Origin of the sequence: Streptomyces sp. NPDC087420, from assembly GCF_044744165.1 — a bacterium.
In the GTDB taxonomy this organism is placed as follows: Bacteria; Actinomycetota; Actinomycetes; order Streptomycetales; family Streptomycetaceae; genus Streptomyces.
Window position 1 is genome coordinate 258,418 of record NZ_JBIUXU010000012.1, and the last position, 25,562, is coordinate 283,979.

Sequence of the window (25,562 nt, forward strand, 5' to 3'; positions counted from 1 at the left end):
GGCGGTCCTTCGGATCGCGCCGCCGCCGGAAGGACGATTCCCCAGGTCCGAATGTGCGGGTTCCGTGTCCCTGTGGGACTGGCCGGCGGGGAGAGGTCGGGTGGAACGTTGTAGAAAGGGGTCGGGCGCCAGGTCGGCCTGGGCCGCCGACGCCGTGCCGGAGCTTGCCGATGGGGGAGAGGTGCTGTGCCGCACATGAGTACGCGCCTCGCCGCCCCGGACCCGGCGCAGCGGTCCAGGAAGCGTGGCGCCCCGGGCCGGGGCACCGGCGCCGCGTCGTCTCCCCGTACGGCTCCGCACGCGGTCGGGATCCTGCTGTACGACGAGATGACCCTCCTGGACGTCGCCGGCCCGCTCGACGTGTTCACCACCGCCAACACCCGCGGCGCCCGTTACGAGATCCGCCTGCTCTCCCTGGACGGCGGACCTGTCACCACGTCGTCGGGCGCGCGCATGCTCGCCGACCTGACCGTGGACGAGGCCGCGGAGTACGACACGCTCATCGTCCCCGGCGCCTGCGCGCTGCCGCCCGCCGGCGCCGATCTGCTGGCAGCCGTCCGGACCCTCCACCGCGGCGCCGCCCGCACGGCGGGCGTGTGCACCGCCGCCTTCCTGCTGGCCCACGAGGGAATCCTCACCGGGCGGGCCGCCACTACTCACTGGCAGTACGCCGAACTCCTCCAGCGCAGCTACCCCGCCGTAAAGGTCGATCCGGACGCCATCTACGTCCAGGACGGCCCTGTCATCACCTCGGCCGGAGTCACCGCCGGCATCGACCTCGCTCTCGCGCTCGTACGGGAGGACCACGGCGCGGCCCTGGCGCGCGACGTCGCCCGCGAACTGGTCGTATTCCTCCAACGCCCCGGCGGACAGTCGCAGTTCACCACCCTGTCCCGGGTCCCCGCCGCCACCAGCGATGCCGTGCGACGCGTCGTCGACGACGTCCTGGCCGCACCCCAGCTCGCCCATACCACCGGCACCATGGCCCGGCTCGCCGGTCTGAGCACGCGCCACCTCACCCGTACACTGCACGCCGAACTCGGCATGACACCGGCCACCTTCGTCGAGGCCGCCCGGCTGGAACTCGCCAAGACGCTTCTCCTGTCCGGCGAGTCCATCACGGCCACCGCGCGGGCGGCGGGCTTCGGCAGCGACGACACACTGCGCCGCAGCTTCACCCGGCACCTCGGCATCACCCCGAGCGACTACCGCCACCGCTTCTCCGCACCCCTCTGACAGCGGGGCCGGCTCCTCTGTCCCGCCCTGATGTCAGCCGTTGATGACGAAGAGCTTCTTGAACGACTTGACGACCGTCCACGTTGTCACCGTGTCCTTGGTGAACGACGCGATGTCGCCCGGAACCATGGTCAGCGTCTCGCCGTCGGGGTACTCGATCAGAAGCTCACCGTCCAGGACGATGACGGTCTCATCGGCGGCGAAGGGGTAGGCGAACGTCCGCGGCTCCGACCGCCACAACCCGGTGAGCAGGGTCCGCTCGCTGTCCGCCGCGGTCGTGCGCAGCCAGTGCACTTCACCGGTGGCCTTGCCGCCTACGACGAACGGTTCCCAGACGGTGGTGTCCGTCGTGGAACGGACGTAGGCAGGGGTGGCCACGGGGGCTTCGGACATGGTGATCCTTCTTCCGTACATTGCTTCTGGCGTGGAACTCGGTCTGAGAAGAGGCGCTCACGCGTTTTTCCTCCCCTCCAGTCTCGAAGCAACGCCGGTACCCGGCCATGGCTGAACGGCCATGGAACACGCACATTCGGACATGCCCCAGATCAGCCCGCGAGCCGTCGGCCATACGCCCGCCTGGCGGGCGGCGTCCTCCAGCGATTAGCCTTCTGGAGGGGGGTCCAGGGCGAGAGGACGCCGCGAGTCGAATGGAGGACAGGCCCGTGTCACGCACACCCTTCGGCCGGGGGTCGACCGCTGACGAGGCCATCACCGGGATCCGGCTCGACGGCGTCCGCGCCGCTCGACCTCGCGGATCCCGCATCCGTGGCCACCTTCACCGATGCGTGGACCGGCCCGCTGCACCTGCTCGTCAACAACGCGGGCGTCATGGCGCTGCCTGAACGACGGCTCAGCCCCACGGGGTGGGAGATGCAGTTCGCCACCAACCACCTCGGACACTTCGCTCTGGCCACCGGTCTGCACGACGCACTGGCGGCCGCGGGAGGCGCGCGCATCGTGTCGCTGAGTTCCCGTGGACATCTGCGGGCCCCCGTCGACTTCGACGATGTGAACTTCGCGACCCGCGCGTACGACCCCCTCGTCGCCTATGGGCAGTCCAAGACCGCGAATGTGCTGTTCGCCGTCGAGGCGGCCAGGCGGTGGGCCGAGGACGGGATCATCGCGAACACGGTGCACCCCGGGGCGGACATGGGGACAAACCTGTCCCGGCACATGCCCGACGAAGTTCTCGACCACACCAGAACCACCAGCCACCAGGCATTCAAAACCCTCGGCCAGGGCGCGGCGACGACCGTCGTGGTCGCGACCTCGCCCCTGCTCGCCCACGTGACGGGGCAGTACTTCGAGGACTGCGACCAAGCAGAAGTGATCGGCCCCGAAGACACCGACATCCCGTCCCACGCCCGCAGTGTTGTCGTACCGGCCGGCCTTCCCCAGGCCTACGCTCCCGGGAACGCCATGGGCTGGTCGAGGATGACGCGGTGGTGGGAGATCTTCCACACCCCGTCCGTGCGGCGCAGTGTGGGGCGGTAGTACCCGCTCTCGATCGGTGTGATCGTGCCCTGTGCGCCGACCGCGCCCGGCGGCCAGCCACCTTCGGGCCGCTCGTCGCCGACGGTGTTGTACACCACGAACTGCGCGTCGATGGTGGCACTGTCCCGGTCCACCTCGATGAGGTGGTCGTGAGTCGTGTGGTGGCTCCAGCCGCGCGGCGGGTGCGGTGTCATCAGCCCAGCGATCGCACCACCGATCGCCTCGGCCCCGACCAGCTCGGTGATCTTCTCCGGGGTGCCGGCGCGGTTGTAGAAGATCTCCGCGGTGGCAGCGGTCTCGAACAGCGCGGACATGGCCGCCCCGTCGCGATGGTCGGCGGCACGCACATAACGGGCGAGGACCTGCTGTACCTGGCGTTCGTCGCTCATGGTGTCTCTCTCCTGAAAGGCTCGGCGGAGACGGGCGGCTCACACCGCCTCCGCTGTCGATATCACCACCTCCGGGCCCGGAGAGCCATGATCATTCAGGCATGAACCGGTACCCTGAAGGTATGGATCGGCTGGAGACGCGGGAACTGGGCTATTTCGTCGCCGTGGCGCGCGAGCTGCACTTCGGCCGTGCGGCGGCGACCCTGGGCATCTCCCAGCCCCCGCTGTCCCGGGCGATCAGCCAACTGGAGCGCCGGATGGGGGTGCCGTTGTTCGAGCGGACGAGCCGGCGGGTGACGCTCACCCCGGCCGGGGAGGTCTTCCTCGTGGAGGCGTACGGGATCCTCGACGCCATGGACCGGGCGGTGGCACGCGCGCGGCACGCCTGCCGCTCGGGACCTCTGCTGATCGCCACCAACCCCGGCACGGGCTCCGGCCTGCTACGGGATCTGGTCGCGGCCCACTCCGGCCTGCCCGGCGGCGGTCCGGTGAAGATGGTGTTCACCCGCGACCAGGCCGCCGCGCTGCGCGCCGGAGACGCCGACGTCGGGATCCTGTGCGCCGGCGACGACCTCAGCGGTCTGGACCGTACGGAGCTGGCCACCGAGCGGACCGTCGCCCTGCTGCCGGCGGGACACCGCCTCGCGAAACGTGCCGCCGTGACGCTGGCGGACCTGCGGGCCGAGGACACCTACCGTCCCGAGCCGCCTGTCGCGGCGGTGGACGAACTGGTCGACCTGGTCTCCGTCGGACAGCTGATCGTGGTGGTGGGGGAGAGCGCCGCCGACCGGTCCGGCCGCGCCGTCGTTCCCGTACCCGTGGCCGATCTCCCGGACACACTCCTGCTGCTGGCCTGGCGCGACGGCGGGCTCACCGAACCGATCGGCGCCTTCCTGCGGGCGGCGCGAGAGGTGACGGCTTCCCCGAGCCGCTGAGGCCGTGGGGCCGGCGGGGCGGGTACGCCCCGAGGTCCCCGAGGCCCAGGCGCGCGGCGCCGCCCACGCGGTCTTCGGCCTGCTGAATGCCACCCCGCACCGCGGGTCAGGCGGGTTCAGGTCTCATGCCGTGCCGCATGGCCACGTACCGGAGCCACCCCACTCCGCATCGCCGGAGGGCGAGATGCCCGCCTGGACGCACACGGCGTCTCGCCCGGCGAGCAGAGCGAGTTGAAGGAGCCCCACCGGACCACGGTGGATCTGGAGGGGCGGACAGCGGTCGTCCGTATGCCTCACGCCGGTCGACAGGCAGGACGGACCGTTACCGGATCCGCCTCCTGACGCAGCGTCACAAACCGCCGCCCCTCCGCCGTCCACTGCTCGGCCGGGACCCAGCCGGTGGTACGGGCCCGGCGCACCAGGGCCCGCGCCCCGACGCGGGACCAGTAGAACGCCTCTCCGGGCGCGCCGTTGCCGTTGTCCACCCGCACCCGCACCCGCTCGTCGAGATCCGGGTCGACCCCGGTGGCCGCGGTCTCGACGATCAGCGAGCCGCCCGGTCCGACGATCCCGGCGAGCCGCCGCAGCAACGCCGACGGGTCGCCGTCGATGCCGATGTTGCCGTCGATCAGCAGCGCCGTGTCCCAATCCCCCTCGCGCGGCAGCGGATCGAACACCGACCTGAGCAGCGCGCTGCCGCCCCCGCGCACGGTGTGTGCCACCGCCGCCGGGCTGATGTCGATGCCGAGCGCGGTACGGCCCCGCGCGGCGAGCGCCGCGACCAGCCGGCCGGGGCCGCAGCCGATGTCGAGGACGGTGCCCCGGCACCGCTCCAGCACCGTCAGATCGGCGCTGTCCGGACCGCCGCACCACCGCTCCACCTCCAGCGGCAGCAGCCACCCGTCGGACCGGCGCAGGAAGAGCGGACCGCGTCCGGCGCGCAGGGCGTCCGTGTACGGGTCGGCGTGCCAGGGCGTGTCGGGAGTACGGCGCCGGCGCGGCGGAACGGCCGACCGGGGCACCGCGGCGGACGTCGTACGGATCTTGGCAAGGCCCATGGTCAACGCACCCCGGCCCGGGATGCCCGGGCGGCCGACCCGGCACCGGTCTCGGTCGCAGCCTGGCCGCGCGCCCCCGTGAACCGCCCCAGCACCGCCGCGAACCGGCTGGCCGGCGCCTCGGCCGCCACCAGCTCCGCGTCCTGCGCGGTGTCGACGTCCCGCAGGACCGGCAGGTCCCGTACCGCGAGCCCCGCCCCGGTCAGCCGCGCCCGCTGCACCGCCCCCGTCTCGGGCACGGACATCGGTACGCCCAGCAGCAGCGAGGGATCCGGTACGGCGAGCCCGAGCGCCCAGAACCCCCCGTCGACCGCCGGTCCGAACCACGCGTCGCACCCCAGCCAGGCGTCCGGCGCGAGCGCCGGTTCCAGCAGCTCGGGGGTGACCTGGGGGGTGTCCATGCCGATGAGCACGGCGGGGCCGCCACAGCCCGCGAACGCGGCGGCGAGCCGCTCGTCCAGCCCGCCCGCCACCTGCGCGACGACCTCGACCCCGTCCGGCAGCCACGCGCCCGGCGCCCCGTCGAGGACAAGCACCCGGTGCCGAACGGGCGCGGCCAGGACGGCGGCCAGCGTGTCGCACAACGCGGCCTCGGCCAGCGCGGCGGCCTCCTCGGCCCGGAAGGGCGGAGTGAGCCGCGTCTTGACCCGCCCGGGCACGGGGGCCTTGGCCATCACCAGGATCGTGGTCACCGCACACCCGCCCGCTCGTCACGAACGTCCCCGGAGAGACCAGCCGCAGCCCCGCTCCCACCGGCCCCGGCCCCCGCCACCGGCTCCTGCGCCAGCACCGCGCGCATGTCGTGGACCGCCTGCCACGTCCCGCGCCACGTGCCCGTCACCTTCGACCTGCCCGTACGCGGCAGATACGGCACGTCCCGCTCCGTCACCCGCCAGCCCGCGTCCGCCGCGCGGACGACCATCTGGAGCGGATAGCCGCTGCGCCGGTCCGTCAGCGACAGGTCCAGCAGCGCCTCCCGGCGGGCCGCCCGCATCGGGCCCAGGTCGTGCAGGCGCAGGCCCGTCCTGCGGCGCAGCATCCGGGACAGCGCGAAATTCCCCGCCCTGGCGTGCGCCGGCCACGCCCCGCGTGTCTGTGGCCTGCGGCGGCCCAGCACCAGATCCGCCCGGCCGGCCGCCACCTCCGCCACAAACGCGGGCAGCAGCCCCGGATCGAGCGACGCGTCGCAGTCGCAGAAGCAGACGAACTCCGCCTCGGCGGCGAGCAGTCCGGCGTGGCACGCGGCACCGAAGCCGCGCCGCGGTTCGTGCACGACGGTCGCGCCGAGCCCGGCGGCGATCTCCGCCGAGCCGTCGGCCGAGCCGTTGTCGACGACGATCGCCCGCCAGCCCGCGGGCAGCCGGTCCAGCACCCAGGGCAGCGCCCGGGCCTCGTCGAGACAGGGAAGTACGACGTCAACCGTCGTGGGGATCGAGTACGTCACGTCCATCACCGTATGAATTCTGAAACCGAGAACAGGGATGCGAGGCCTTACGAAACAGGGACAGCGCCGAGGGCGCGAGCCGCTCCGCCCGTTCGGCCCAAAAACGGGACGAAGCGCTACGGAACGGACTCCGGGGCGGGCCCCGTCTGAGCGGGGGAAGCCCCCGCTCACGGCACCGCCGCCGCCCGCTGCCCCGACCGCGCGAACTCCGCCATGCCCGCCGCGAACCCGACCTCGGGCCGCCACCCCAGCTCCGCCCGCAGCCGCCGCGACGAGGCGGTGATGTGCCGTACGTCGCCCAGCCGGTACTCCCCGGTGACCACCGGATCGGGCCCCCCGTGCGCCGCCGCCAGCGCCCCGGCCATCTCGCCGACGGTGTGCGGCTCGCCGCTGCCGGTGTTGTACGCGCCCAGCGTGCCGGGCTCCCTCGTCCGTACGAACGCCAGCGCCAGCGCGTTCGCCGTCGCCACGTCCCGTACATGCACGAAGTCCCGCCGCTGCCCGCCGTCCTCGAACACCTGCGGCGCCTCGCCCCTGGCCAGCGAGGAGCGGAAGAACGACGCGACCCCCGCGTACGGGGTGTCGCGGGGCATCCCCGGCCCGTACACGTTGTGGTAGCGCAACGAGAGCGCCCGGCCGCCCGTGGCCCTGGCCCACGACGCCGCGAGGTGCTCCTGGGCCAGCTTGGTCACCGCGTACACGTTGCGCGGGTCGGTGCGCGCGTCCTCGTCGATCAGACCCGGCGTCAACTCCGCCCCGCACAGCGGGCATCCGGGCTCGAAGCGGCCCGCCACCAGATCCTCCTCCGCGCGGGGTCCCGGCGCGACGCGGCCGTGCGCGGGGCAGTCGTAGCGGCCTTCCCCGTACACGACCATCGACCCGGCGAGCGTCAGATCCCGTACCCCCGCATCCGCCATGGCGGCCAGCAGGGTGGCGGTCCCCAGGTCGTTGCAGCTCACGTAGTCCGGGGCGTCCGCGAAGTCCTTGCCGAGGCCGACCATCGCCGCCTGGTGGCAGACCGCCTCCACCCCGCGCAGCGCACGGTCGAGGGCCGCCCGGTCCCGTACGTCGGCGTGGATCCACTCCACCTCCGGCGGACGCGCGGGCGGCACGGGATGCGCCGACGACAGCAGGGCGTCCAGGACGACGGCCTCGTGGCCGAGCGCCGTGAGGGCCGTGACGATGTGTGAGCCGATGAAGCCGGCTCCTCCGGTGACAAGTACACGCATGCCGGTGACGCTATGCGCCGGACGGCCCCGCCGCGCCGACGCACGCCGGTGCGTCACCGGTCCGTAAGATCGCGGTCCGCGGCATCGGGGGCGTGCCGGACCGGCGCCCCGCGGGCCGCGCACGCCCGCTCACGAACACCCGCACGCCCGCTCACGAACACCCGCACGCCCGCTCACGAACACCCGCGCGTTTTCCCGCGACGCCCCGCGCCGGGCGCGCTACGCCAGCCCGCTCAGCACCGACGCCAGGTCGTACCCCACCGGCTCCTCCAGTTGCGCGTACGTGCAGCTCTCCGGCGTCCTGTCCGGACGCCACCTCCGGAACTGCGCCGTGTGCCGGAAGCGGTCGCCCTCCATGTGGTCGTACGCCACCTCGCACACCAGCTCGGGCCGCAGCGCGATCCACGACAGGTCCTTCGTGCCGGACCAGCGGCTCGGACCGCCCGGCAGCCGCGCCCCCTCGTGCGCCGCCTCCTCGGCCCACGCGCCCCACGGATGGCCCTCCGCCGTCTCCATCCGCAGCGGCGCCAGCTCCTCGACCAGCTCCGCCCTGCGCCGCATCGAGAACGCCGCGCACACCCCCACGTGCTGGAGCACGCCCCGTGCGTCGTGCAGGCCGAGCAGCAGCGAGCCCACCACGGGACCGCTCTTGTGCAGGCGGTACCCGGCGACCACCGCGTCCGCCGTCCGCTCGTGCTTGATCTTGTACATCGCCCGGAAGTCCGGCCGGTACGGCAGGTCCAGCGGCTTGGCGATCACCCCGTCGAGCCCGGCGCCCTCGTACTGCTCGAACCACTCCCGCGCCCGCTCGATGTCCGTGGTGGCGGGCGCGAGATACACCGGCGGCTCTACGCCGATCAGGGCCGCCTCCAGCGCCTCCCTCCGCTGCGCCTGCTCGATGTCGATCAGCGTGCCGTCCCCGAGGGCCAGCAGGTCGAAGGCGACAAAACTCGCCGGCGTGCGCTCGGCCAGCATGTCCACGCGCGACTTCGCGGGGTGGATGCGCTCCGTGAGCTTGTCGAAGTCCAGCCGCCCGTCGTGGACGATCACGATCTCCCCGTCGAACACGCACCGCTCCGGCAGCCGGTCCCGTACCGCCGTCACCAGTTCGGGGAAGTAGCGGGTCAGCGGCTTGCCGGTCCTGCTGCCGATCACCACCTCGTCGCCGTCGCGATGGATGATCGCCCGGAAGCCGTCCCACTTGGCCTCGTACTGCATCCCGGGCGGGATCGCGGCCACGGACTTGGCGAGCATCGGTTTCACGGGAGGCATCACCGGCAGATCCATGCCCCGATTGTGTCCGGGAACGGTCCGCTCCGCCCGATATGCGCTCCCGGGCCGCCCGGCCTACGGTGGCGCTCATGGGTGCAGCGGGTGCGGCGGTGGAGCTGGAGGCGGGCGGCAGAGCGGTACGGCTGTCCAGCCCGGCCAAGATCTATTTTCCGGAGCGCGGCTTCACGAAGCTCGACGTCGCGCGCTACTACCTGGCCGTGGGCCCCGGGATCCTCCGGGCCCTGCGGGACCGGCCGACAACGCTGGAGCGGTACCCGGAGGGCGTCGAGGGTGAGTTCTTCTACCAGAAGCGGGCCCCGAAGAACCTGCCCGACTGGATCCCCACCGCCCGGATCGAGTTCCCCAGCGGCCGTTCGGCCGACGAGATCTGCCCGACCGAGGTGGCTGCCGTCATCTGGGCGGCGAACCTCGGCGCCCTCACCTTCCACCCGTGGCCGGTACGGCGCGGGCGCACCGATCACCCGGACGAGCTGCGGATCGACCTCGACCCCCAGCCCGGCACGGACTTCAAGGACGCCGTCAGGACCGCGCACGAGCTGCACGGCTTCCTCGACGAGCTGGGGATGCGCGGCTGGCCCAAGACGTCCGGCGGGCGCGGCCTCCACGTGTTCGTACCGATCGAGCCGCGCTGGACGTTCACCGAGGTGCGGCGGGCCGCCATCACGATCGGCCGCCACCTGGAGCGCAGGAACCCGGGGCGGGTGACCACCGCGTGGTGGAAGGAGGAGCGCGGCGAGAAGATCTTCGTCGACTACAACCAGACCGCGCGGGACCGCACGATCGCCTGCGCCTACTCCGTACGGCCCCGTCCGCACGCCCCGGTCTCCGCGCCGCTGCGCTGGGAGGAGCTGGACGACGTGGCCCCGCAGGACTTCGACATCGCGACCATGCCGGTGCGCTACGCCGAACTGGGGGATGTGCACGCGGACATGGAGGAGCACGCGTACAGCCTGGAAGGGCTGCTGGAACTGGCGGACCGGCACGAGCGGGACCAGGGCCTCGGCGACCTCCCGTACCCGCCGGACTACCCGAAGATGCCGGGGGAGCCGAAGCGGGTCCAGCCGAGCCGGGCGCGGCCGGAGGACGAGGACGGCTGACCGGGACGCCGGCGCGCGGCGGTACGGCGAAGGCCCCCACCGCCGGGTGCGGTGAGGGCCTCGGTGTGAAGCCGTGTGCGAAGTGCGGTGTGTCTACAGCTCCTTGATACGGATGTTGCGGTACGAGATCACGTCCGTCGTGCTGTGCACCTGGAGGCCGACGTAACCGGTGGCGTACCGCCGTCCGTCCGTCCCCGGGTCACCGGCGCGCGGCGGCGTGAAGGCCTGTCCGCCGACGTTGTCGAACTCGTTGATCACCACACCGTTGCGCAGGATCGTGAAGTGCTGACCCTCCGCGCGGATCTCGTAGTCGTTCCAGCTGCCCTTCGGGGTGACCCCCGCGCCGCCCAGGCCCACCCGGTCGAAGCCGTACACCGAGCCGGTCTTGTACATGTCGCCGACGGGGTTGTCGAGGATCTGCATCTCGTGCCCGTAGTTGATGGCGACCCACTCGGGCCGGGACTCCTCGGGGTGGTTGTGGACGTTCGGGAAGCGCACGAACACACCGCCGTTGGCGTTGCCCGTGCCCGGGGCGTCGTCGCGGAACTGGAGCTTGAGCGAGAAGTCGCCGTACTTGCGCTCCGGGAACCACAACATGCCCATGCCGTTCACCGTCGTACTGCTGGTGATGGCACCCTCGCCGGACAGCGCGAACTTGCCGCCACCGACCTGCTCCCACTGCGCCAGGGACGCCGCGGTGCCGTCGAAGAGGTCGCGGTAGCCCTCGGTCTGGCCGGGCTTGCCGATCTTCGACTGCTTGGCCGCCTTGGTGATCTTGTTGAACTCGCGCTGGTCGATGACGTTGTCGGCCAGCAGCTTGTCGAGGACGCCGTCCACGTGCTTGAGGAACAGCGCCGCCGAGGACCAGTCCTTCTCGTCCTCGATCAGCTCGTTGATCGTGCACCGGCTACGGGTGAGCCGGTTCGGCACACCGGTGTCGACCGCGCCCACGATGACCGTCAACCGCTCGTCGAACTCAGGGCAGTTGGGCGCCGGGACGCCACCGCCCTGCGCGATGGTGAAGGACACCTGTTTGGCCGCGGACGTGTTGCCGGCCTTGTCCGTCGCCCGGTGCGCCAGCGTGTGGTAGCCGAGCGCGTCGACGATGACGGGGGTGGTGTACGCGAGGTAGGGACCGCCGTCCAGCGAGTACTCGGTCCTGTCCACCCCGGACCCGCCGGCGTCGGTCGCCGAGAGGGTGACCTTGGCGCTGGTGACGTAGGCACCGCTGGAGTTCAGGGTGCCGCTGACGGCGGCCGTGGTCACCGGCGCGGTCGTGTCCTGCGCGGGCGGCGCCACGACGGTGAAGGCGACGGACTTCTCGGCCGTCACGTTCCCCGCCTTGTCGGTCGCCCGGTAGCGGACGGTGTGCGAGCCGACCTGGTGGACCATCACCGGCGCGGTGTACGGCTGCCACGCCGCGCCCGCCCCGAGCGCGTACTCGATGGTGTTGACCCCCGAGCCGGTGTCCGAGGCGGTGACGGTGACCGTGGCCATCGTCAGGTAGTTGCCCGCCGGGTCCTTGTCGCCGCTCACCGTCGCCGAGGTCTCCGGCGCGGTGGAGTCACCGCTCGGTGGCGCCACCACGGCGAAGGAGACGGACTTCTCGGCCGCCGCGTTGCCGGCCTGGTCGGTCGCTCGGTACCGCACGGTGTGCGAGCCGACGGTGTTGACCACCACGGGTGCGGTGTACGGCTGCCACGCGCCGTCCGCGCCGAGCGCGAACTCCGTCGACGCCACCCCGGAGCCCTCGTCGGTGGCCGACACGGCGACCGTGGCGGAGCCGACGTACGCGCCGTCCGTGTTCTGCTGGCCCGTCACGGCGGCCGAGGTGGTGGGGGCGGTGGTGTCCTCACCGCCGCCCGCCTCGGTCACGGTCAGGATGCCCTGCATCTGGCCGTGGCCCGGAATGGTGCAGAAGAAGCGGTAACGGCCCGGGGTCAGGTTGACCTCGACGGTGTACTTGCCGCCGTTGTCGTCACTGGGATTGGCCAGGATGTTGAGCGGTACGTCGTTGTTGTACTCGGGGTCCGACACGTCGAAGGTCAGCGTGTGCGGCATCCCGATGTCATTGCCGGTGGCCACGCTGTTCTCGAAGACGATGGTCGTCGCGCCCGCCACCGCGGTGGTCGGGAAGGTGAGGTACCGGTCGGTACGGCCGCTCGTCGTCCAGTTGAGCACCTGGGCCGCCGCCGTACTGTCGGCCGTACGGTCGCCGGTCCGCCCGTAGGCGGCCGTCGACGTCAGCCCCAGCACCATCAGCAACGCGCCCAGGAGGGCCGTCCACAGGCGTAGAGGCCGGTGTCTCACTGATGGGTGTCTCACTGAGTCGCCTTCCTGGCCAGATCCGCGGCGGCGGGCGTCGCCTCGCCGCCCTTGTACGTCACACGCCACAGCGCGGACTGGGAGTCGGAGGTGAAGAACCCGCGCCCGTAGTCCAGGACGTAGAGCGAGCCGTCCGGCGCGAACTTCCAGTCCATGAGGTTGCGGATGCCGCCGTTGCCGACCGGGATGATCTTCTTCAACGACTCGGCGGTGATGGGCAGTCCGCCCTTGCCGACCGTCTTGGGATCGGTCAGCACCGCGTGGCGCGGATTGTCGGCGTCGTAGAAGTCACCGACGAACCACTTGCCGTCCCAGTACTCCGGCCACGCGTCGGCCGTCGCGGTCGCCGCGTTGTAGCGGTAGAGCGGGCCGTCCATGGTGGCCTGGCCGCCGCCCTTGAGCCACGGCAGCAGGAAGGTGCCTTCCTCGGCCTTGTAGCTGGGTACGCCGTTGGCGTCCCGGGGGAAGTCGGGGCCGCCGCCCTGCGGGGAGTACCAGATGGTATTGCCCGTGATGGGAGGCAGGTTCACCAGGCCGTCGTTGTTGGGGGACTCGTTCTTCGGAGCGTCGCAGTTGTACCAGCCCAGCGGCTTGGTCGGGTCGGGGAGGTTGCGGTCCCGGTACGGCTGCTTGTTGCCCATGCAGAACGGCCAGCCGTGATTGCCCGCCTTGGTGATCGCCGCGAACGTGTCGTACTTCGCGGGACCCCACGTTGTGCTCGGGGCGCCCGCGTCGGGGCCGACCCAGCCCGCGTAGAGGATGTCGGTCTTCTGGTCGACCGAGATGCGTGCCGGGTTGCGCACGCCCATCACATAGATCTCGCCCCGGGTCTTGTCGCCGCCCTCGTCCTGCTCCTCACCTGTGAAGAGGTTCCCGGCCGGCAGGGTGTACGTCCCGTCGGGCTGCGGGTGGATGCGCAGGATCTTGCCGTTGAGGTTGTTCGTGTTGCCCGCGGTCCTGCGGGCGTCCGCGAACGACAGGCCCTTGTAGTTGGGCTGCGGGTTGTTGCCCGAGTAACCGTCGCTGAAACCGGACGAGTTGTTGTCGCCGGTCGCGATGTAGAGGTTGCCCTTCGAGTCCCAGGCCATCCCGCCGCCGGCGTGGCAGCAGCTGTTGACCTGTACGGGCCACTTGAGCAGGACCTTCTCGGACGCCAGGTCCAGCTTGTTCGTCGCCGGGTCCAGTGTGAAGCGCGAGACGCGCCGTTCGGCGATCCGCTTGTCACGGTCGAGCCCGGAGTGCGGGGTGTAGTGCAGGTAGACCCAGCCGTTGGTCGCGAAGGCGGGGTCCAGCTCGATGCCGAGCAACCCCTCCTCGACCTTGATGAGTTCGTCGCCGCCGCCCTTGTTGCCGAAGACGGTCAGCGCGCCCGCGAGCGTGACCTTCTTGGTCACGGGGTCGTAGATGTGGACCTGGCCGAGGCCCTTGCCCATCTCCGGGTTGTTCCAGTCGGTGACGACGGGAGCGCCGTTCGCCCCGCCGCCGCGGCCGATGTACAGCACGCGCCCGTCGGGTGCGACGACCAGGCCGTGCGGCTCGCCGATCTGGTCCTGCTGGCCCGCCTGGTTGGGCTGGGTCACCTTCGCCGCCGTGTAGTTGGCGTCGATGGTCGCCTTGCAGTCGGCGCGCGAGAGGCGCGTGGTCCACTGGAGGGCGCCGCGCAGGTGCTCGCGGAAGTCGGTCTCGGCGTACGACTCGGCCGTACCGCCCATCCCGGTGTAGAAGGACCGGCCGCCGTCGTAGTCACGGCACCAGGAGACCGGGTGGTCGACGCCGTTGGCGCCCGCACCCGGCCGGTAACTGCTCTCCCTGACCTTGGCGACGGTGTGCACCTTGCCGGTCGGGTTGGTCGCCCAGTTGATCCACTTGTCGGGCCGCTTCCACTCCACGGGAAGGCTCTTCGTGGCCGGATTCACCCGGTCGGCGACCTCGACGGTCGCGCGCTGCACGGTGGCCGGGCTGGTGGCCGCGGGCCGCGCGCCGATCAGGCCGGTGAACCAGTCGGAGTACGGCTCGGTACGGGCCGCGTCATGGATGCCGAGGAAGCCGCCGCCGGCCTCCACGTACGACTCAAGACCGGCCTCCTGCTCCGGTTCGAGCACGTCGCCGCCGCCGGTGAGGAAGACGACCGCGTTGTACTTGCCGAGCTTCTTCTCGTTGGTGAAGACCGAACCGTCGTCCGTGGCCTCGGTCTTGAAGCGCCCGGCCGCCGGTCCCGCGAGGCCGATGGCCTCGATGGCCTCGATCCCGGCGTTGACGAGCGGTGACTCCTCGGTGGCCGAGGCGTGGAACACGAGGACCTTGACGTTCTGGCCGCCCGGCGGCGACGGAAGGGCCAAGGCTGTCGGTGGCGGCTCAGGGAACGGTCTCGCCGTGGCGGCGGTGCCGCCCAGCAGGGACGCCGCCATGGTGCCGGCGACCAGGAAAGCGGCCGCCCCGCGCCTGGATCTTGACCGGTGATGTGGTGCGCGCTGCATTGTTCACCCACCCAACTTTGGTCACAGCAACAGCGCTTGAAGCTAGACGTCTTTCGGCGGTCAGCCAATAGCTATGGACGGAATCCCACCAACTTTGTCCTGAGTGTGGATAAACGAAGATCACTGCTCTACCGTGTGGCCGTCCCCGGGGACTCCTGCGCCCCGTCCATCTCCTTACGGCACAGGGGAGTTCGTTATGGCCATGGACAGAAGGAGCTTCAGCCGGCGCCTGTTGGCGGGCGGTGCGGTCGCCGCCACCGGAGCGGCCTCGTTGTCGGTGGCGTCCGCGCCCGCCGCGAGTTCGGCGGAGGCGCCGCCTCCCACCGCGCCCGCCGGGGGCCAGGTGCGCCATCTCAAGCTGTACGCCGAGAAGCTGGCGGACGGTCAGCTGGGCTACGGCTTCGAGAAGGGCGCGGCGACCGTCCCGGGTCCGCTGATCGAGCTGACCGAGGGCGACACCCTCCACATCGAGTTCGAGAACACGACGGACGTGGCGGCGAGCCTCCACGTCCACGGCGTGGACTACGACGTCGCCAGCGACGGCACCCGGATGAACCGGAGCCACGTGGAGCCCGGCGCGACCCGGACGTACACCTGGCGCACGCACACGCCGGGCAAGCGCCCAGACGGCACCTGGCGGCCGGGCAGCGCGGGGTACTGGCACTACCACGACCACGTCGTGGGCACGGACCACGGCACCGGCGGCATCCGCAAGGGTCTGTACGGCCCCGTCGTCGTGCGCCGGAAGGGCGACATCCTGCCCGACAAGCAGTTCACGATCGTCTTCAACGACATGACGATCAACAACAAGACCGGCGCCGCCACGCCCAACTTCGAGGCCACGGTGGGGGATCGTGTCGAGGTCATCATGATCACGCACGGCGAGTACTACCACACGTTCCACATCCACGGTCACCGCTGGGCGGACAACAGGACGGGCCTGCTCACCGGACCCGACGACCCGAGCCGCGTGGTCGACAACAAGATCACAGGGCCGGCCGACTCGTTCGGCTTCCAGATCATCGCGGGCGAACACGTCGGCGCGGGCGCGTGGATGTACCACTGCCACGTCCAGAGCCACTCGGACATGGGGATGGCGGGACTCTTCCTGGTCGCCAAACCGGACGGCACCATCCCGGGCTACGAACCGCACCACCCCGGAACCCCGGCGGACGGGGATCACACGGGCCACTGAGGGGCGCGTGTCAGCGGGTTTCCGGTTCGGGGCGGCCCTTCTCCGGTGGACGTCCTTCCCCGTCCTCCCGGACGGAGCCGGCCGCGGGGGCCCGGACGGTCTCAGCCGCCCGGGCGGGCACGGTCGGGTCGGTCGTGACGACCACCACGTGGTCCCCGGCACCCCACTCACGTCGTTCCCCCTTGCGTGGGTTGAGCCGGATCCCGTAGTCGGGCGCCGACGTCCGCCGGTCGTGACGGCGGTAGCCGATGGCGCATTCGCCGCGGTCGCGGGCGGCGGCCACGACCGTGGCGAAGGTCGCCTCGCACCCCACGCGCACGTACGTCCCCGCCGGACGCAGGCAGAGCAGGCTGCCCTCGGCGGAGAACAACTCGTCGAACACGGGGGCCAGATGGTGGTTCTGCGCGATCTGCGCCATGAGCAGTCCGGTCAGTTCGCCGCTGACGATGACGTCGGAGCCGGGGTTGACGGGTGCGAGGGGGCGGTTGCGGTCGTCGGTGAGCTCGCTGACAACCCGTAACTCCCGCCCTCCGGCCCGTTCCTCCAGCAGTCGCAGCGCCAGCAGGGCGACCAGCGTCCAGTCGTCGGGCCGGTCCGGTCCGTCGCCGGGGTCGGGGCCGAGGACAACCAGACCGTCGTACGGGGCGAGGTCGAGCCCGAGCAGGGTCTCGGGCCGCGACAGGGTGGCGGACCGGAACCGAACGGCCAGCCGGTCCACGCCCTGCGCCGCCTCCGCGTCCGCCCCCGCAGCCGTCGCCGCTACCGCCTCCGGCTCCCGTGGCCCCGGCAGGGCCCGGTCCGTCACGATGTCCAGGACGGAACCGGGCCTGGCCGTGTGCCGGAGCTGCTCCACGACCAGGGGAGCCCGGCGATTCCAGCCGAGCATCAGCAGGTGCGCGGGATTCTCCGGCGGTGGCCGGTCCCCGGCGATCGCCGACGTGTCGACGAGGTGCCGGCAGTCCTCCGGCCCCGCGCCGGCCTCGTCGCGGGCCAGGACGATCAGCCGGCTCCCCGGTGTGACCGTCGTGTCGGCGGGCGGGTTCAGCAGGGTACGGCCCTGCGGGGTGAGCAGCCCGATCACGCAGGAGTCGGCGTGGCCCAGCAGTGCCGTACCGAAAGGAGCGCCGGAGAACGCGGCGGCGTCGGTGAGGTGGAACTCGTCACCGGCGAAGTCGAGGAGGTCGCGCAGGACGAGGGAGAGACCGGGGCGGCCGACACACTGCGCGACGAGCCGGGCCGTGACCGCGTCCGTCTCCAGGATCGTGGCGCGTGGCCCCCCGGCCAGCCGGGCCGCCGCGCGGTAACGGTCGTCCCGTACCGCCGCCAGCACCGGTGGGCCGTCCGGCCCCTCGCCGGCGACCGCGCGCAGCGCGAGCAGGACCCGCAAAACCTCGGGGTCGGACGCAGGCCCGCCCGGGGGCAGCACCAGCACGGTGCTCGCCGTCCGCGGGCTGACCAGTGCCAGTACGGCGGGGTCGCTCGGCGGACCGCTGCGGCAGATGAGCCGGGCGCGGCCGGCCCGGGCGGCCAGTGCCCGCTCCATCCCGGTCTTGTCCCGGTCGGCGAGCAGGACGATGGCCCGGGACCGGTGGGAGGCCTGTGCCGCGACCAACTCTGCTACAACAGTGGCTACTTGGTCGGACCAGCCGAGTACCACCACATGGCCGTGCTCCAGAACCGTCGACCGCCCGCGGCTCAACTCCGCCATCCGTTCGGCCAGGCTGTTGGTGATCACTCCGATCAGGGTCGACACGCACAGCAGGGCGACCAGTCCGAGCAGCGCCGACAGGACCATGCGCAGCGGCGTTCCGGAGATCGCGCCCAGCCGCAGCGTCTCCGCGCTGGTCCGCCACGCCGCCGTCAGCCGGCCCGACAGCGAGTGCGGCGCATCGGGGTCCGTCCACACCAGCAGTGCGCTCACCGGCACGACGACGGCCAGGCAGGTGAGCATCAGCCAGCCCATCAGTGTGCCGGTGCTGCGGGCCAGCGTGCGGTCGAACCGGTAGCGCGCCCGGTCCCGCAGCGAGACCGGGCCCCTCCCCTGGGTGCGTGCCACTCCCACCCCTTCCCCTGTGCCGGTGCCGGTGCGGCGGGTGTGGAGCTGGTCGCCCGCCCCTGCACAGTGCTGCCTCCGGCGGCCGAACACGCCGTGTCCGGGGACCGGTTCACTCTTTCGTGCGGGGGCGCCCACCGCGTACCGGTCTCGGCCACCGGCCGGATCACGCCGTCTCCGGCACCCCGATCTCCCCGGGCCCCTCCGGCAGCGCCCCGGGATCGGTCGCCACCCCGCGCAGCCGGTGCAGGATGCCCTGGCCCGCGCGCTCGTACGCGATCGTCTCGCCGTGCAGCACCGACCGCGCGTTGGCCGCCTCCATCAACGCGACGATCTCGAAGGCCACTTGCGGCACGTCCGTGCCCGCCACGAGGCCGCCCGCCCGCCGCGCCGCGTCCAGGGTGCGTTCGACGTAACTCACCCAGTCCGCACGAGCCTTGGCGATCGCGTCGTGCACCGGGCCGCCGCGCGCGTCGAACTCCGCCGAGACACCGTAGAAGAAGCAGCCGCCGCGGAAGACGCGGTTCGCGGAGTACAGCAGCCAGTTGCGGCACAGCGCCCACACCCGCTCCGCCCCCGGCGCCAGCTCACGCGCGGGCCGTACGACATGCGCGACGTAGACGTCCACGGCCGCCCGTACCGTCGCCAGCTGGAGCTCCTCCTTGGAGCCGAAGAGGGCGAACACCCCGCTCTTGCTCAGCGACAGCTCGGTCGCGATACGGCCCAGGGAGAGGCCTTCGAGCCCCTCCACCGACGCCACGTCCATCGTGCGGTCGAGCACCAGCCGGCGTGTCCGGTTCCCGCGCTCGACGCGCCCGTCCCTGTGTCCGGCCCGCCCGGCGCCGCCCCCGGCCGCCGTTCCGTCCGTCCGTGTGCCGCTCATCCGTCCAGTCTACTGAACGCACGGTCGTGCGGTCATCGTGCGCGGGCGCGGTGCGGTCGCCCGGCATCGGGAGGAGACTCGGAAAACAGGCACCAGGGACCCGAGGGACCCCATGAAGGAGCGCGCGCCATGCTCACCACCCCGTTTGTCACAGGCTCCCCCAACTGGACCGATCTCGCCACACCCGACCTGGAGGGGGCGATCGGCTTCTACCGGGGCGTCTTCGGCTGGGAGTACGTGTCGGCGGGGTCCGACACGGGCGGCTACGGCATGTTCCAGCTGGGCGGGGGGACCGTCGCCGGTGTGATGCCGGTTCCGGAGGGGCAGGCGCCGCCGGCCTGGTCGCTGTACTTCCAGACGCCCGACGCCGAGGCCGCGGCGAAGGCCGTCGAGGAGGGCGGCGGGTCCGTCGTGTACGGGCCGATGGACGTCATGGACCTCGGCAGGATGGCGGTCTTCACCGACCGGGCGGGCGCGGGCTTCGCGGTCTGGCAGCCCGGCGGGAACAAGGGTCTCGACCTGGTCAACGTGCCGGGCGCTCTCACGTGGGGCGAGCTGTACACCCCGGACGAGGACGCCGCGTTCAGCTTCTACAGCGCGGTCTTCGGCTGGGAGGCGATCAGCATGCCGATCCCGGGCGGCAAAGGCACGTACCGGATGGTCAATCCCGCGGGCCAGGGTTCGGACGCCATGTTCGGAGGCTTCGTACCGCTCGGCTCCGACCCGACCGAGGCGGACAGTGACCCGCACTGGCTTCTTTACTTCGCGGTCACGGACTGCGACGCTACAGTCACGAGGGCACGGACACTCGGCGGTACGGTCCGGACGCCACCGGTCGATCTGGAGGGCGTGGGCCGGTTCGCGAAGCTCACGGATCCGTACGGGGCGTCCTTCGCGGTCATGCAGGGCGTCACGCCGGTGATCTGACGGAGCCGGCGATCTTTCGTCCATCAGATGTTTATCGCCGTACGGCAGCCTGTGGCGCATGTCGATCAACACCACGGGGACCAGTACCACCACGAACGGCGTCATCAGCCTGGAACGTGAACTCTCCTGGCAGGAGAGCGCGTTGTGCGCCCAGACCGGGGCGGACTTCTTCTTTCCCGCCCCCGGCTCCTCCACCCGCGAGGCCAAACAGCTCTGTGGCGCGTGCGAGGGCCGCGAGGCATGCCTGTCGTACGCGCTCGACAACGACGAGCGGTTCGGCGTGTGGGGCGGACTCTCCGAGAAGGAGCGCCAGCGCCTGCGCAGGAACCGCGCGTGACACCGGACCCTGCCACCGCCCCCTTACCCGCCTTACAGCGCGACCACCCCGCCGGCCGGGCGTGACAGCACGCCCGGCCGGCAGAAGTGACAGGTGAACGGCTCCGGATCAGCCGGCCGCGCGCGCCGCCATCCGTGCCTTGCGGGCCGCGAGCTTCTCGTCGAACTTGCTGGCCTCTGTGTCCAGCCCGCCCATGTACAACCCCAGCTCCTCCTGCGCCTTGAGACCCTCGGCGCCGAGCCCGTCGATGTCCAAAACCTTGAGGTAGCGCAGCACCGGCTGGAGCACGTCGTCGTGGTGGATCCGCATGTTGTAGATCTCACCTATGGCCATCTGCGCGGCCGCGCGCTCGAAGCCCGGCATGCCGTGTCCCGGCATCCGGAAGTCCACGACCACGTCACGCACGGCCTGCATGGTCATGTCGGGGGCGATCTCGAAGGCCGCGCCCAGCAGGTTCCGGTAGAAGACCATGTGCAGGTTCTCGTCCGTGGCGATGCGGGCCAGCATCCGGTCGCAGACCGGATCGCCCGACTGGTGGCCGGTGTTGCGGTGCGAGACGCGGGTCGCCAGCTCCTGGAACGCCACGTACGCCACCGAGTGCAGCATCGAGTGGCGGTTGTCGGACGTGAAGCCCTCCGACATGTGCGTCATCCGGAACTGCTCCAGCTTGTCCGGGTCGACGGCCCGCGACGTGAGCAGGTAGTCGCGCATCACGATGCCGTGCCGGCCCTCCTCCGCGGTCCAGCGGTGCACCCAGGTGCCCCACGCTCCGTCGCGGCCGAAGAGGGAGGCGATCTCGTGGTGGTAGCTGGGGAGGTTGTCCTCGGTGAGGAGGTTGACCACAAGCGCGATCTTGCCGATGTCGGTGACCTTGGACTGAGCGGGGTCCCAGGCTTCACCGTCCTCGAAGATCCCGGTGAAGTTGCGGCCGTCCGAGAAGGGGACGTACTCGTGCGGCATCCAGTCTTTTGCCACCTTGAGATGACGGTTGAGTTCCTTCTCCACGACCTCTTCCAGCGCGTACAGCAGTCGCGCGTCGGTCCACGCGTCCGAACTGCCGAGGTGGGGAGAGGTGATCGTCACGGGTGCTCCTGGGGACGGGAGGTATTACCTACGGATTCGTAGGTTACGAGACCGTAGGTTAAAGGCACGGTAAGCCGCAGGCCAAGCCTCGGGAACCACGGACCGTCCCGGAGGTGCTGACCTGCGGGGATGAACCGGCGAACAAATACGGATCTACCGGGTGAATGTGCCTCTGTTCCGCCGTTCCGGGCCTGCCCGCCGCTCTCAGGGAGTGACCGACGCCGCGTGAGGTGCGGACGCCGATTCAGGTGTCTTCAGGTGTAGAGGTCCCGCAGCCGCACCGACAGACAGGTCACGCACCCTTCGAGCTTCTCGAACTCGCTGATGTCCACCGGCACCGGCTCGTAGCCGAGATCGGTGAACAGCTCCGCCGTCCTGGGCGCGCTCGCCGCCAGCAGCAGCTTCCCGCCGCCGAGCAGCACCACGTGCCCGCCGGCCTCCTCGGGGACGGGCAGGAAGCGCGGATAGACGGAGTGCACGTCCACCAGTGGCTCGTACCCGATGACCGTGGAGTCGGGCAGCGCCGTCACCGCGGACTTGAGGTGCAGCACCTTGCTCACCGGTACGGCCACGACGCGCGCGCCCAGCGGCTCGAACACCGCACGCAGCTGCTGCACACCGGCCGCGTTCGTCCGGCCGCCCTGCCCCACGTAGATCGTGTCGCCGATCTTGAGGACGTCACCGCCCTCCAGTGTGCCCGGCTCCCACACCCAGTTCACCGAGCAGCCGAGCCGCCCCAGCTCCTCCTCCACCGCGCTGGTCTCGGGCCTGCGGGAGGCGGCGCCCGGCCGGGCTATCAGCGCCACGTTCCGGAACATCACGACGGTGTCCTCGACGAACACCGCGTCCGGGCAGTCGTCGGCCGGTGCCACCTCGACCGTCTCCCAGTCGTGCTCGCGCAGTGTCTCGACGTACCGCTCCCACTGCCGCAGGGCCAGCTCGGTGTCGACGGGAGTGCGTTCGAGATGGGTGACCAGGCCCTCGGCGAGGAGCGGTCCTGGGCGGCGGATCAAGGCTTTCCTGCTGGGCACGGGCGATTCTCCAGGTCCGTGAAGGGTCCGGTTCGTGAAGGGCCCGGTGTGTGACGGGGCCGGTCGCGCCCATCATGACCCGGCGTACCACCGCGATGGAATGCCCCACGGTGCTACGGATGTGCCAGATCCTTCCGGAGGTGGGTGGCGGGCGTGCCGCCCGACGCGTGACCGTGGGGCCGCGTCCGGTACGGCGGTCGAAGCCGTCAGGCCGTTTCGAGCCCCGTGAGTACGCGGCGCAGCAGCGCGACATCCGGCCCCGCGTCCGGCCCCGCGTCCGGCCCCGCGTCCGGCCCCGCGTCCGGGCCGGCGTCCGGCCCGGCGGCAGGCCGCGCCGATGACCGCCGTCGCGGTAGCGGCGCCGAGTGTGGCGGACGAACGGCCAGCTCGGCCCAGACCACCTTGCCGCCTTCGGCGGGGCAGGAACCCCAGCGCTCGGCGAGCCGCTGTACGAGCAGAAGCCCGCGCCCGTGGTCGGCGTCGTCGTCGGCCCGCTTGAGCACGGGTGGTGCGTCCGACGCGTCCCACACCTCGATGACGACGCTGTCCCGCAGGCCGATGAGGCGGACCGTGACGAGAGGGGACTTCTCCCGCCGGTCCCACCCCGGGTTCTTCGTCAGTGTTCCGGTGGCCGCGATGGCGTTGGTGACCAGTTCCGAGGCGATCAGCAGAGCGTCGTCCTCGATGAAGACCGACTCCCACTTGGGCAGGGAGAGCCGGAGGAAGTGACGCGATGTCGAGACAGCCGACCGCACTGCGGACAGGGACAGTTGGTCGAGGAAGTGCACGCTCTGGGTCCGGTACGGCGGTTCCTGGATCGTCATGAGCACTCGTCCAGGCTGATGACCTCTGCGCCGGTGACGTAGGACAGGTGCGTCAGCATGGCGTCCTGGAGCGACCTGTTGAGTGCTAACTCCCGGTAGGAGGGCACGAGTACGTGTTTCGCCTCGGCGTGCCCGACCGCCGCGACCAACTCCGTGAACGCCGAATGTGCTCCCGGCACGTACTCGTAGAACACGGTCGCCAGTTGGAAGCCGTTGGCTTCGGCGTAAGTGTTCAGCTCGTCCTGTTTCTGCTTCGCCTCCTCGTCGCTCATGTCGTCGGGCACACGCATGTAGCCAAAGATCAGCGGATCCATCGCGCTTCGGTCTCCCTTGCCGTGCCTGCGGTCACGCAGTGTGTTCGCAGGGGTTCTGTGGGGTTACCGAGTGAAGCATTGGATTACTCGAATCTGCAACACTCCAGATTGGAAATCTGGAAACAGAATCATCGAACATGCGTCTCCCATTCCACAATGGATATGTGTGTGCTTCCATTTCGGATGTAAGATTGACTCCAGATCAGAGGTAGGCCAAGTGGTGGAAGTGGCAAGCGGTTCGACCGTGCCCCGCCGTCAACTGGGGCGACACCTGCGTGAGCTGCGCAATCGCGCGCGGTTGACCGTACGTGCGGCGGCGACGGCTCTCGAGTGGTCGGATCAGAAGATCTGGCGCATTGAGACCGGGCAAACGTCCATGCGCAGCCTGGATGTTGAGGCCATGTGTCGTGTGTACGGCGCTGACGCCGAGTTGACCAAGGGGCTGATGGGTCTGGCCAAGGAGACAAAGAACCGGGGCTGGTGGCACGCCTACGGCGATGTGATCCCGGAAGGCTTTGACCTCTTCATCGGGCTGGAAGGGGCGGCTGCGAGCCTGCGTCAGTACATCAAGGACCTGGTGCCGGGTCTTGTTCAGACGGAGGACTACGCCCGATCGTTGATCCAGAAGGACAACCCTCGCGTTGACCATGACGAGATCGAACGGCGCGTGCACGTCCGCTTGGCGCGACAGGAACTGCTGACCAGGGTGACCGCGCCGCCTACCTTGGAACTGGCGCTCGGTGAAGCGGTGCTCCGGCAACCGGTCGGCGGAGGTGAGGTAATGGCTCGCCAGTTGCATCGCCTGGCGGAGACGATGGAACTGCCGAACGTTTCACTGCGGATCGTGCCGTTCGCAGCGGGCTTGCACCATGGACTCATGTCCGGGCCATTCACCATCTTGCGATTTCCTGTCAACGGCGACGGCCACCCGATGGAGCCACCCACCGTCTACATGGAGGGCTTCACCGGCGATCTGTACCTCGACAAGCCGCAAGAGATCGAGCGGTACGACCAGGCGTTCACGTCGATCTGGGACGCGGCTCTGAACGCCAAGGACACGCAGAACATGCTTCTACAAGCGGCAAAGGAGTTTGCGCAATGATGAGTTCAGAGCTCACGGGCGCGGTGTGGCGTAAGTCCAGCCGATCCCAGAACAACGGCCAATGCGTCGAAGTCGCCTTTCTTGACGATGGTCGCGTGGCCATGCGCGACACCAAGGACAGCGGAAACGGCCCGGCGCTCGTCTTCACCCCCGGAGAGTGGGCCGCCTTTGAAAGCGGGGTGGTGGACGGCGAGTTCAGGCGGCGTTAGCCGCGGCCGGCCGTGCGCGGCCCAAGGGCGCCCGATCAGCCACTTCGGTCGGGCGCTTCCTGGTGTCCGGCGACGACCCTTCGCGACCGCGCCTCAGCAGGCGTCGCGCAGCAGCACCTTGAGGTCGTGGTCCAGGTCCAGATAGAGGTGCTCGCGGCCGACGGGCACCAGCCCCTGCGTACGTTCCAGGAAGCGGCGCAGCTCCGACGTCCGCAGGTGGACCATCGCCGTCCCCTCCGGGGCGTGGAACTCCACGACCGTCCTGCCGTACCCGAAGGGGCGCACGCGCACGTCCCCCACCCCGCACGGTTCTGTCATCCCGAGCGCCAGCAGCTCACGGGAGAACTCCCAGGTGACGTCAGTGCCTTCCAGCGTCGCCGGGGGTGGGAACGCCATCCGCACCGCGAAGGGGTCCCCCTGGTCGTAGTGCAGCGTCGCGGGGACGGTCTCCATGCGGGGCACGGACGCGACCAGCCGGGCCTGCACGGCCTGTTCGATGACGGGTGACACGGCGTGCTCCCCTTCGACGGATCTGACATGGACCGCGAACGGTCGACTGCTACTTGGAAGACGGCCGGGAGCCCCGATCCGTGCTCGAAATCGAGAGTGACCTGCGTCACCTCTTCG

Annotated in this window: 25 protein-coding genes; 9 read left to right on the top strand and 16 right to left on the bottom strand. The window is 70.7% G+C overall.

Annotated elements, in window-relative coordinates:
* Positions 1 to 195: 195 nt before the first annotated feature.
* Positions 196 to 1,236, top strand: a complete 1,041-nt coding sequence (locus ACIO1C_RS25715; protein ID WP_401867261.1) for a GlxA family transcriptional regulator — start codon at positions 196 to 198, stop codon at positions 1,234 to 1,236.
* A 33-nt stretch (positions 1,237 to 1,269) separates the two neighbouring features.
* On the opposite strand, the gene ACIO1C_RS25720 is transcribed toward ACIO1C_RS25715, so the two are convergent.
* Positions 1,270 to 1,629 (bottom strand): cupin domain-containing protein, encoded by a 360-nt coding sequence (locus tag ACIO1C_RS25720; protein WP_401867263.1) that lies wholly within the window; start codon positions 1,627 to 1,629, stop codon positions 1,270 to 1,272.
* Here ACIO1C_RS25720 and ACIO1C_RS25725 point away from each other — a divergent pair.
* Complete coding sequence (locus ACIO1C_RS25725) at positions 1,525 to 2,730, top strand: SDR family NAD(P)-dependent oxidoreductase (protein WP_401867265.1); 1,206 nt, start codon at positions 1,525 to 1,527, stop codon at positions 2,728 to 2,730. The genes ACIO1C_RS25720 and ACIO1C_RS25725 overlap by 105 nt on opposite strands.
* On the opposite strand, the gene ACIO1C_RS25730 is transcribed toward ACIO1C_RS25725, so the two are convergent.
* A complete protein-coding gene (locus tag ACIO1C_RS25730) occupies positions 2,637 to 3,119 on the bottom strand; it encodes a nuclear transport factor 2 family protein (protein ID WP_401867268.1) in 483 nt (160 codons plus the stop codon). The two genes, ACIO1C_RS25725 and ACIO1C_RS25730, sit on opposite strands and share 94 nt — an antisense overlap.
* 122 nt (positions 3,120 to 3,241) lie before the next feature.
* Here ACIO1C_RS25730 and ACIO1C_RS25735 point away from each other — a divergent pair, with 122 nt between their 5' ends.
* On the top strand, positions 3,242 to 4,054 hold the full coding sequence (locus ACIO1C_RS25735; RefSeq protein WP_401867270.1) for a LysR family transcriptional regulator: 813 nt from the start codon (positions 3,242 to 3,244) through the stop codon (positions 4,052 to 4,054).
* 293 nt (positions 4,055 to 4,347) lie between these two features.
* Here ACIO1C_RS25735 and ACIO1C_RS25740 read toward each other — a convergent pair whose 3' ends face one another.
* The 5 genes from ACIO1C_RS25740 to ACIO1C_RS25760 form a co-directional block, all read right to left on the bottom strand.
* A complete protein-coding gene (locus ACIO1C_RS25740) occupies positions 4,348 to 5,112 on the bottom strand; it encodes a class I SAM-dependent methyltransferase (RefSeq protein WP_401867272.1) in 765 nt (254 codons plus the stop codon).
* Between the two features lie 2 nt (positions 5,113 to 5,114).
* Positions 5,115 to 5,786: a DUF2064 domain-containing protein gene (locus ACIO1C_RS25745; protein ID WP_401867444.1), complete on the bottom strand. Its 672-nt coding sequence runs from the start codon at positions 5,784 to 5,786 to the stop codon at positions 5,115 to 5,117.
* A 14-nt stretch (positions 5,787 to 5,800) separates the two neighbouring features.
* Complete coding sequence (locus ACIO1C_RS25750) at positions 5,801 to 6,562, bottom strand: glycosyltransferase family 2 protein (protein WP_401867447.1); 762 nt, start codon at positions 6,560 to 6,562, stop codon at positions 5,801 to 5,803.
* Between the two features lie 161 nt (positions 6,563 to 6,723).
* On the bottom strand, positions 6,724 to 7,785 hold the full coding sequence (locus ACIO1C_RS25755) for an NAD-dependent epimerase/dehydratase family protein (protein WP_401867275.1): 1,062 nt from the start codon (positions 7,783 to 7,785) through the stop codon (positions 6,724 to 6,726).
* Between the two features lie 219 nt (positions 7,786 to 8,004).
* Positions 8,005 to 9,072, bottom strand: a complete 1,068-nt coding sequence (locus ACIO1C_RS25760; protein WP_401867277.1) for an ATP-dependent DNA ligase — start codon at positions 9,070 to 9,072, stop codon at positions 8,005 to 8,007.
* A 74-nt stretch (positions 9,073 to 9,146) separates the two neighbouring features.
* Between ACIO1C_RS25760 and ligD the strand changes: the two genes are divergently transcribed.
* Complete coding sequence (gene ligD / locus ACIO1C_RS25765; protein ID WP_401867279.1) at positions 9,147 to 10,175, top strand: non-homologous end-joining DNA ligase; 1,029 nt, start codon at positions 9,147 to 9,149, stop codon at positions 10,173 to 10,175.
* Positions 10,176 to 10,268: 93 nt separating this feature from the next.
* On the opposite strand, the gene ACIO1C_RS25770 is transcribed toward ligD, so the two are convergent.
* A complete protein-coding gene (locus ACIO1C_RS25770) occupies positions 10,269 to 12,434 on the bottom strand; it encodes an OmpL47-type beta-barrel domain-containing protein (RefSeq protein ID WP_401867450.1) in 2,166 nt (721 codons plus the stop codon).
* Between the two features lie 62 nt (positions 12,435 to 12,496).
* Positions 12,497 to 14,977 (bottom strand): ThuA domain-containing protein, encoded by a 2,481-nt coding sequence (locus tag ACIO1C_RS25775; RefSeq protein ID WP_401867281.1) that lies wholly within the window; start codon positions 14,975 to 14,977, stop codon positions 12,497 to 12,499.
* A gap of 202 nt (positions 14,978 to 15,179) precedes the next feature.
* Between ACIO1C_RS25775 and ACIO1C_RS25780 the strand changes: the two genes are divergently transcribed.
* A complete protein-coding gene (locus ACIO1C_RS25780) occupies positions 15,180 to 16,172 on the top strand; it encodes a multicopper oxidase domain-containing protein (RefSeq protein WP_401867453.1) in 993 nt (330 codons plus the stop codon).
* A gap of 10 nt (positions 16,173 to 16,182) precedes the next feature.
* Here ACIO1C_RS25780 and ACIO1C_RS25785 read toward each other — a convergent pair whose 3' ends face one another.
* Together ACIO1C_RS25785 and ACIO1C_RS25790 are read right to left on the bottom strand one after the other, a co-directional pair.
* Entirely contained in the window at positions 16,183 to 18,228 is a 2,046-nt protein-coding gene (locus ACIO1C_RS25785) for an NAD-binding lipoprotein (RefSeq protein ID WP_401867284.1), read from the bottom strand.
* Positions 18,229 to 18,391: 163 nt separating this feature from the next.
* Entirely contained in the window at positions 18,392 to 19,108 is a 717-nt protein-coding gene (locus ACIO1C_RS25790; protein WP_401867286.1) for a TetR/AcrR family transcriptional regulator, read from the bottom strand.
* 129 nt (positions 19,109 to 19,237) lie between these two features.
* On the opposite strand from ACIO1C_RS25790, the gene ACIO1C_RS25795 reads away from it, so the two are divergent.
* Both ACIO1C_RS25795 and ACIO1C_RS25800 read left to right on the top strand, forming a co-directional pair.
* On the top strand, positions 19,238 to 20,035 hold the full coding sequence (locus tag ACIO1C_RS25795; protein WP_401867289.1) for a VOC family protein: 798 nt from the start codon (positions 19,238 to 19,240) through the stop codon (positions 20,033 to 20,035).
* A 58-nt stretch (positions 20,036 to 20,093) separates the two neighbouring features.
* Positions 20,094 to 20,372, top strand: a complete 279-nt coding sequence (locus tag ACIO1C_RS25800) for a WhiB family transcriptional regulator (protein ID WP_401867291.1) — start codon at positions 20,094 to 20,096, stop codon at positions 20,370 to 20,372.
* 108 nt (positions 20,373 to 20,480) lie between these two features.
* Here the strand turns inward: ACIO1C_RS25800 and ACIO1C_RS25805 are convergent, their stop codons facing one another.
* The 4 genes from ACIO1C_RS25805 to ACIO1C_RS25820 form a co-directional block, all read right to left on the bottom strand.
* Positions 20,481 to 21,455: an acyl-ACP desaturase gene (locus tag ACIO1C_RS25805; RefSeq protein ID WP_401867294.1), complete on the bottom strand. Its 975-nt coding sequence runs from the start codon at positions 21,453 to 21,455 to the stop codon at positions 20,481 to 20,483.
* Between the two features lie 254 nt (positions 21,456 to 21,709).
* The gene (ddaH, locus tag ACIO1C_RS25810) at positions 21,710 to 22,486 is read right to left on the bottom strand and encodes a dimethylargininase (RefSeq protein ID WP_401867297.1); all 777 of its coding nucleotides are present in this window, start codon (positions 22,484 to 22,486) and stop codon (positions 21,710 to 21,712) included.
* A 206-nt stretch (positions 22,487 to 22,692) separates the two neighbouring features.
* On the bottom strand, positions 22,693 to 23,310 hold the full coding sequence (locus ACIO1C_RS25815; RefSeq protein ID WP_401867299.1) for an ATP-binding protein: 618 nt from the start codon (positions 23,308 to 23,310) through the stop codon (positions 22,693 to 22,695).
* Positions 23,307 to 23,600 carry a recombinase family protein gene (locus ACIO1C_RS25820; protein ID WP_401867301.1) on the bottom strand — a complete coding sequence of 98 codons (294 nt, stop codon included), beginning with the start codon at positions 23,598 to 23,600 and terminating at the stop codon, positions 23,307 to 23,309. Before ACIO1C_RS25820 ends, ACIO1C_RS25815 begins: the two co-directional genes overlap by 4 nt.
* A gap of 241 nt (positions 23,601 to 23,841) precedes the next feature.
* Here ACIO1C_RS25820 and ACIO1C_RS25825 point away from each other — a divergent pair, with 241 nt between their 5' ends.
* Together ACIO1C_RS25825 and ACIO1C_RS25830 are read left to right on the top strand one after the other, a co-directional pair.
* A complete protein-coding gene (locus tag ACIO1C_RS25825; protein WP_401867304.1) occupies positions 23,842 to 24,726 on the top strand; it encodes a helix-turn-helix domain-containing protein in 885 nt (294 codons plus the stop codon).
* Positions 24,723 to 24,935, top strand: coding sequence for a DUF397 domain-containing protein (locus ACIO1C_RS25830; protein ID WP_401867306.1), 213 nt, complete (start codon positions 24,723 to 24,725; stop codon positions 24,933 to 24,935). Before ACIO1C_RS25825 ends, ACIO1C_RS25830 begins: the two co-directional genes overlap by 4 nt.
* A gap of 93 nt (positions 24,936 to 25,028) precedes the next feature.
* On the opposite strand, the gene ACIO1C_RS25835 is transcribed toward ACIO1C_RS25830, so the two are convergent.
* The gene (locus ACIO1C_RS25835; protein ID WP_161312318.1) at positions 25,029 to 25,445 is read right to left on the bottom strand and encodes an SsgA family sporulation/cell division regulator; all 417 of its coding nucleotides are present in this window, start codon (positions 25,443 to 25,445) and stop codon (positions 25,029 to 25,031) included.
* Positions 25,446 to 25,562 lie beyond the last annotated feature (117 nt).

Bases quoted from the DNA above. Each gene is read 5' to 3' on its own strand.
- ACIO1C_RS25745 (WP_401867444.1), bottom strand. From the start codon at position 5,786: ATGGCCAAGGCCCCCGTGCCCGGGCGGGTCAAGACGCGGCTCACTCCG.
- ACIO1C_RS25795 (WP_401867289.1), top strand. From the start codon at position 19,238: ATGCTCACCACCCCGTTTGTCACAGGCTCCCCCAACTGGACCGATCTC.
- ACIO1C_RS25790 (WP_401867286.1), bottom strand. From the start codon at position 19,108: ATGAGCGGCACACGGACGGACGGAACGGCGGCCGGGGGCGGCGCCGGG.
- ACIO1C_RS25740 (WP_401867272.1), bottom strand. From the start codon at position 5,112: ATGGGCCTTGCCAAGATCCGTACGACGTCCGCCGCGGTGCCCCGGTCG.
- ACIO1C_RS25830 (WP_401867306.1), top strand. From the start codon at position 24,723: ATGATGAGTTCAGAGCTCACGGGCGCGGTGTGGCGTAAGTCCAGCCGA.
- ACIO1C_RS25815 (WP_401867299.1), bottom strand. From the start codon at position 23,310: ATGACGATCCAGGAACCGCCGTACCGGACCCAGAGCGTGCACTTCCTC.
- ACIO1C_RS25730 (WP_401867268.1), bottom strand. From the start codon at position 3,119: ATGAGCGACGAACGCCAGGTACAGCAGGTCCTCGCCCGTTATGTGCGT.
- ACIO1C_RS25760 (WP_401867277.1), bottom strand. From the start codon at position 9,072: ATGGATCTGCCGGTGATGCCTCCCGTGAAACCGATGCTCGCCAAGTCC.
- ACIO1C_RS25780 (WP_401867453.1), top strand. From the start codon at position 15,180: ATGGACAGAAGGAGCTTCAGCCGGCGCCTGTTGGCGGGCGGTGCGGTC.
- ACIO1C_RS25800 (WP_401867291.1), top strand. From the start codon at position 20,094: ATGTCGATCAACACCACGGGGACCAGTACCACCACGAACGGCGTCATC.
- ACIO1C_RS25720 (WP_401867263.1), bottom strand. From the start codon at position 1,629: ATGTCCGAAGCCCCCGTGGCCACCCCTGCCTACGTCCGTTCCACGACG.
- ACIO1C_RS25770 (WP_401867450.1), bottom strand. From the start codon at position 12,434: ATGGTGCTGGGGCTGACGTCGACGGCCGCCTACGGGCGGACCGGCGAC.
- ligD (WP_401867279.1), top strand. From the start codon at position 9,147: ATGGGTGCAGCGGGTGCGGCGGTGGAGCTGGAGGCGGGCGGCAGAGCG.
- ACIO1C_RS25775 (WP_401867281.1), bottom strand. From the start codon at position 14,977: ATGCAGCGCGCACCACATCACCGGTCAAGATCCAGGCGCGGGGCGGCC.
- ACIO1C_RS25735 (WP_401867270.1), top strand. From the start codon at position 3,242: ATGGATCGGCTGGAGACGCGGGAACTGGGCTATTTCGTCGCCGTGGCG.
- ACIO1C_RS25715 (WP_401867261.1), top strand. From the start codon at position 196: ATGAGTACGCGCCTCGCCGCCCCGGACCCGGCGCAGCGGTCCAGGAAG.
- ACIO1C_RS25750 (WP_401867447.1), bottom strand. From the start codon at position 6,562: ATGGACGTGACGTACTCGATCCCCACGACGGTTGACGTCGTACTTCCC.
- ACIO1C_RS25820 (WP_401867301.1), bottom strand. From the start codon at position 23,600: ATGCGTGTGCCCGACGACATGAGCGACGAGGAGGCGAAGCAGAAACAG.
- ACIO1C_RS25755 (WP_401867275.1), bottom strand. From the start codon at position 7,785: ATGCGTGTACTTGTCACCGGAGGAGCCGGCTTCATCGGCTCACACATC.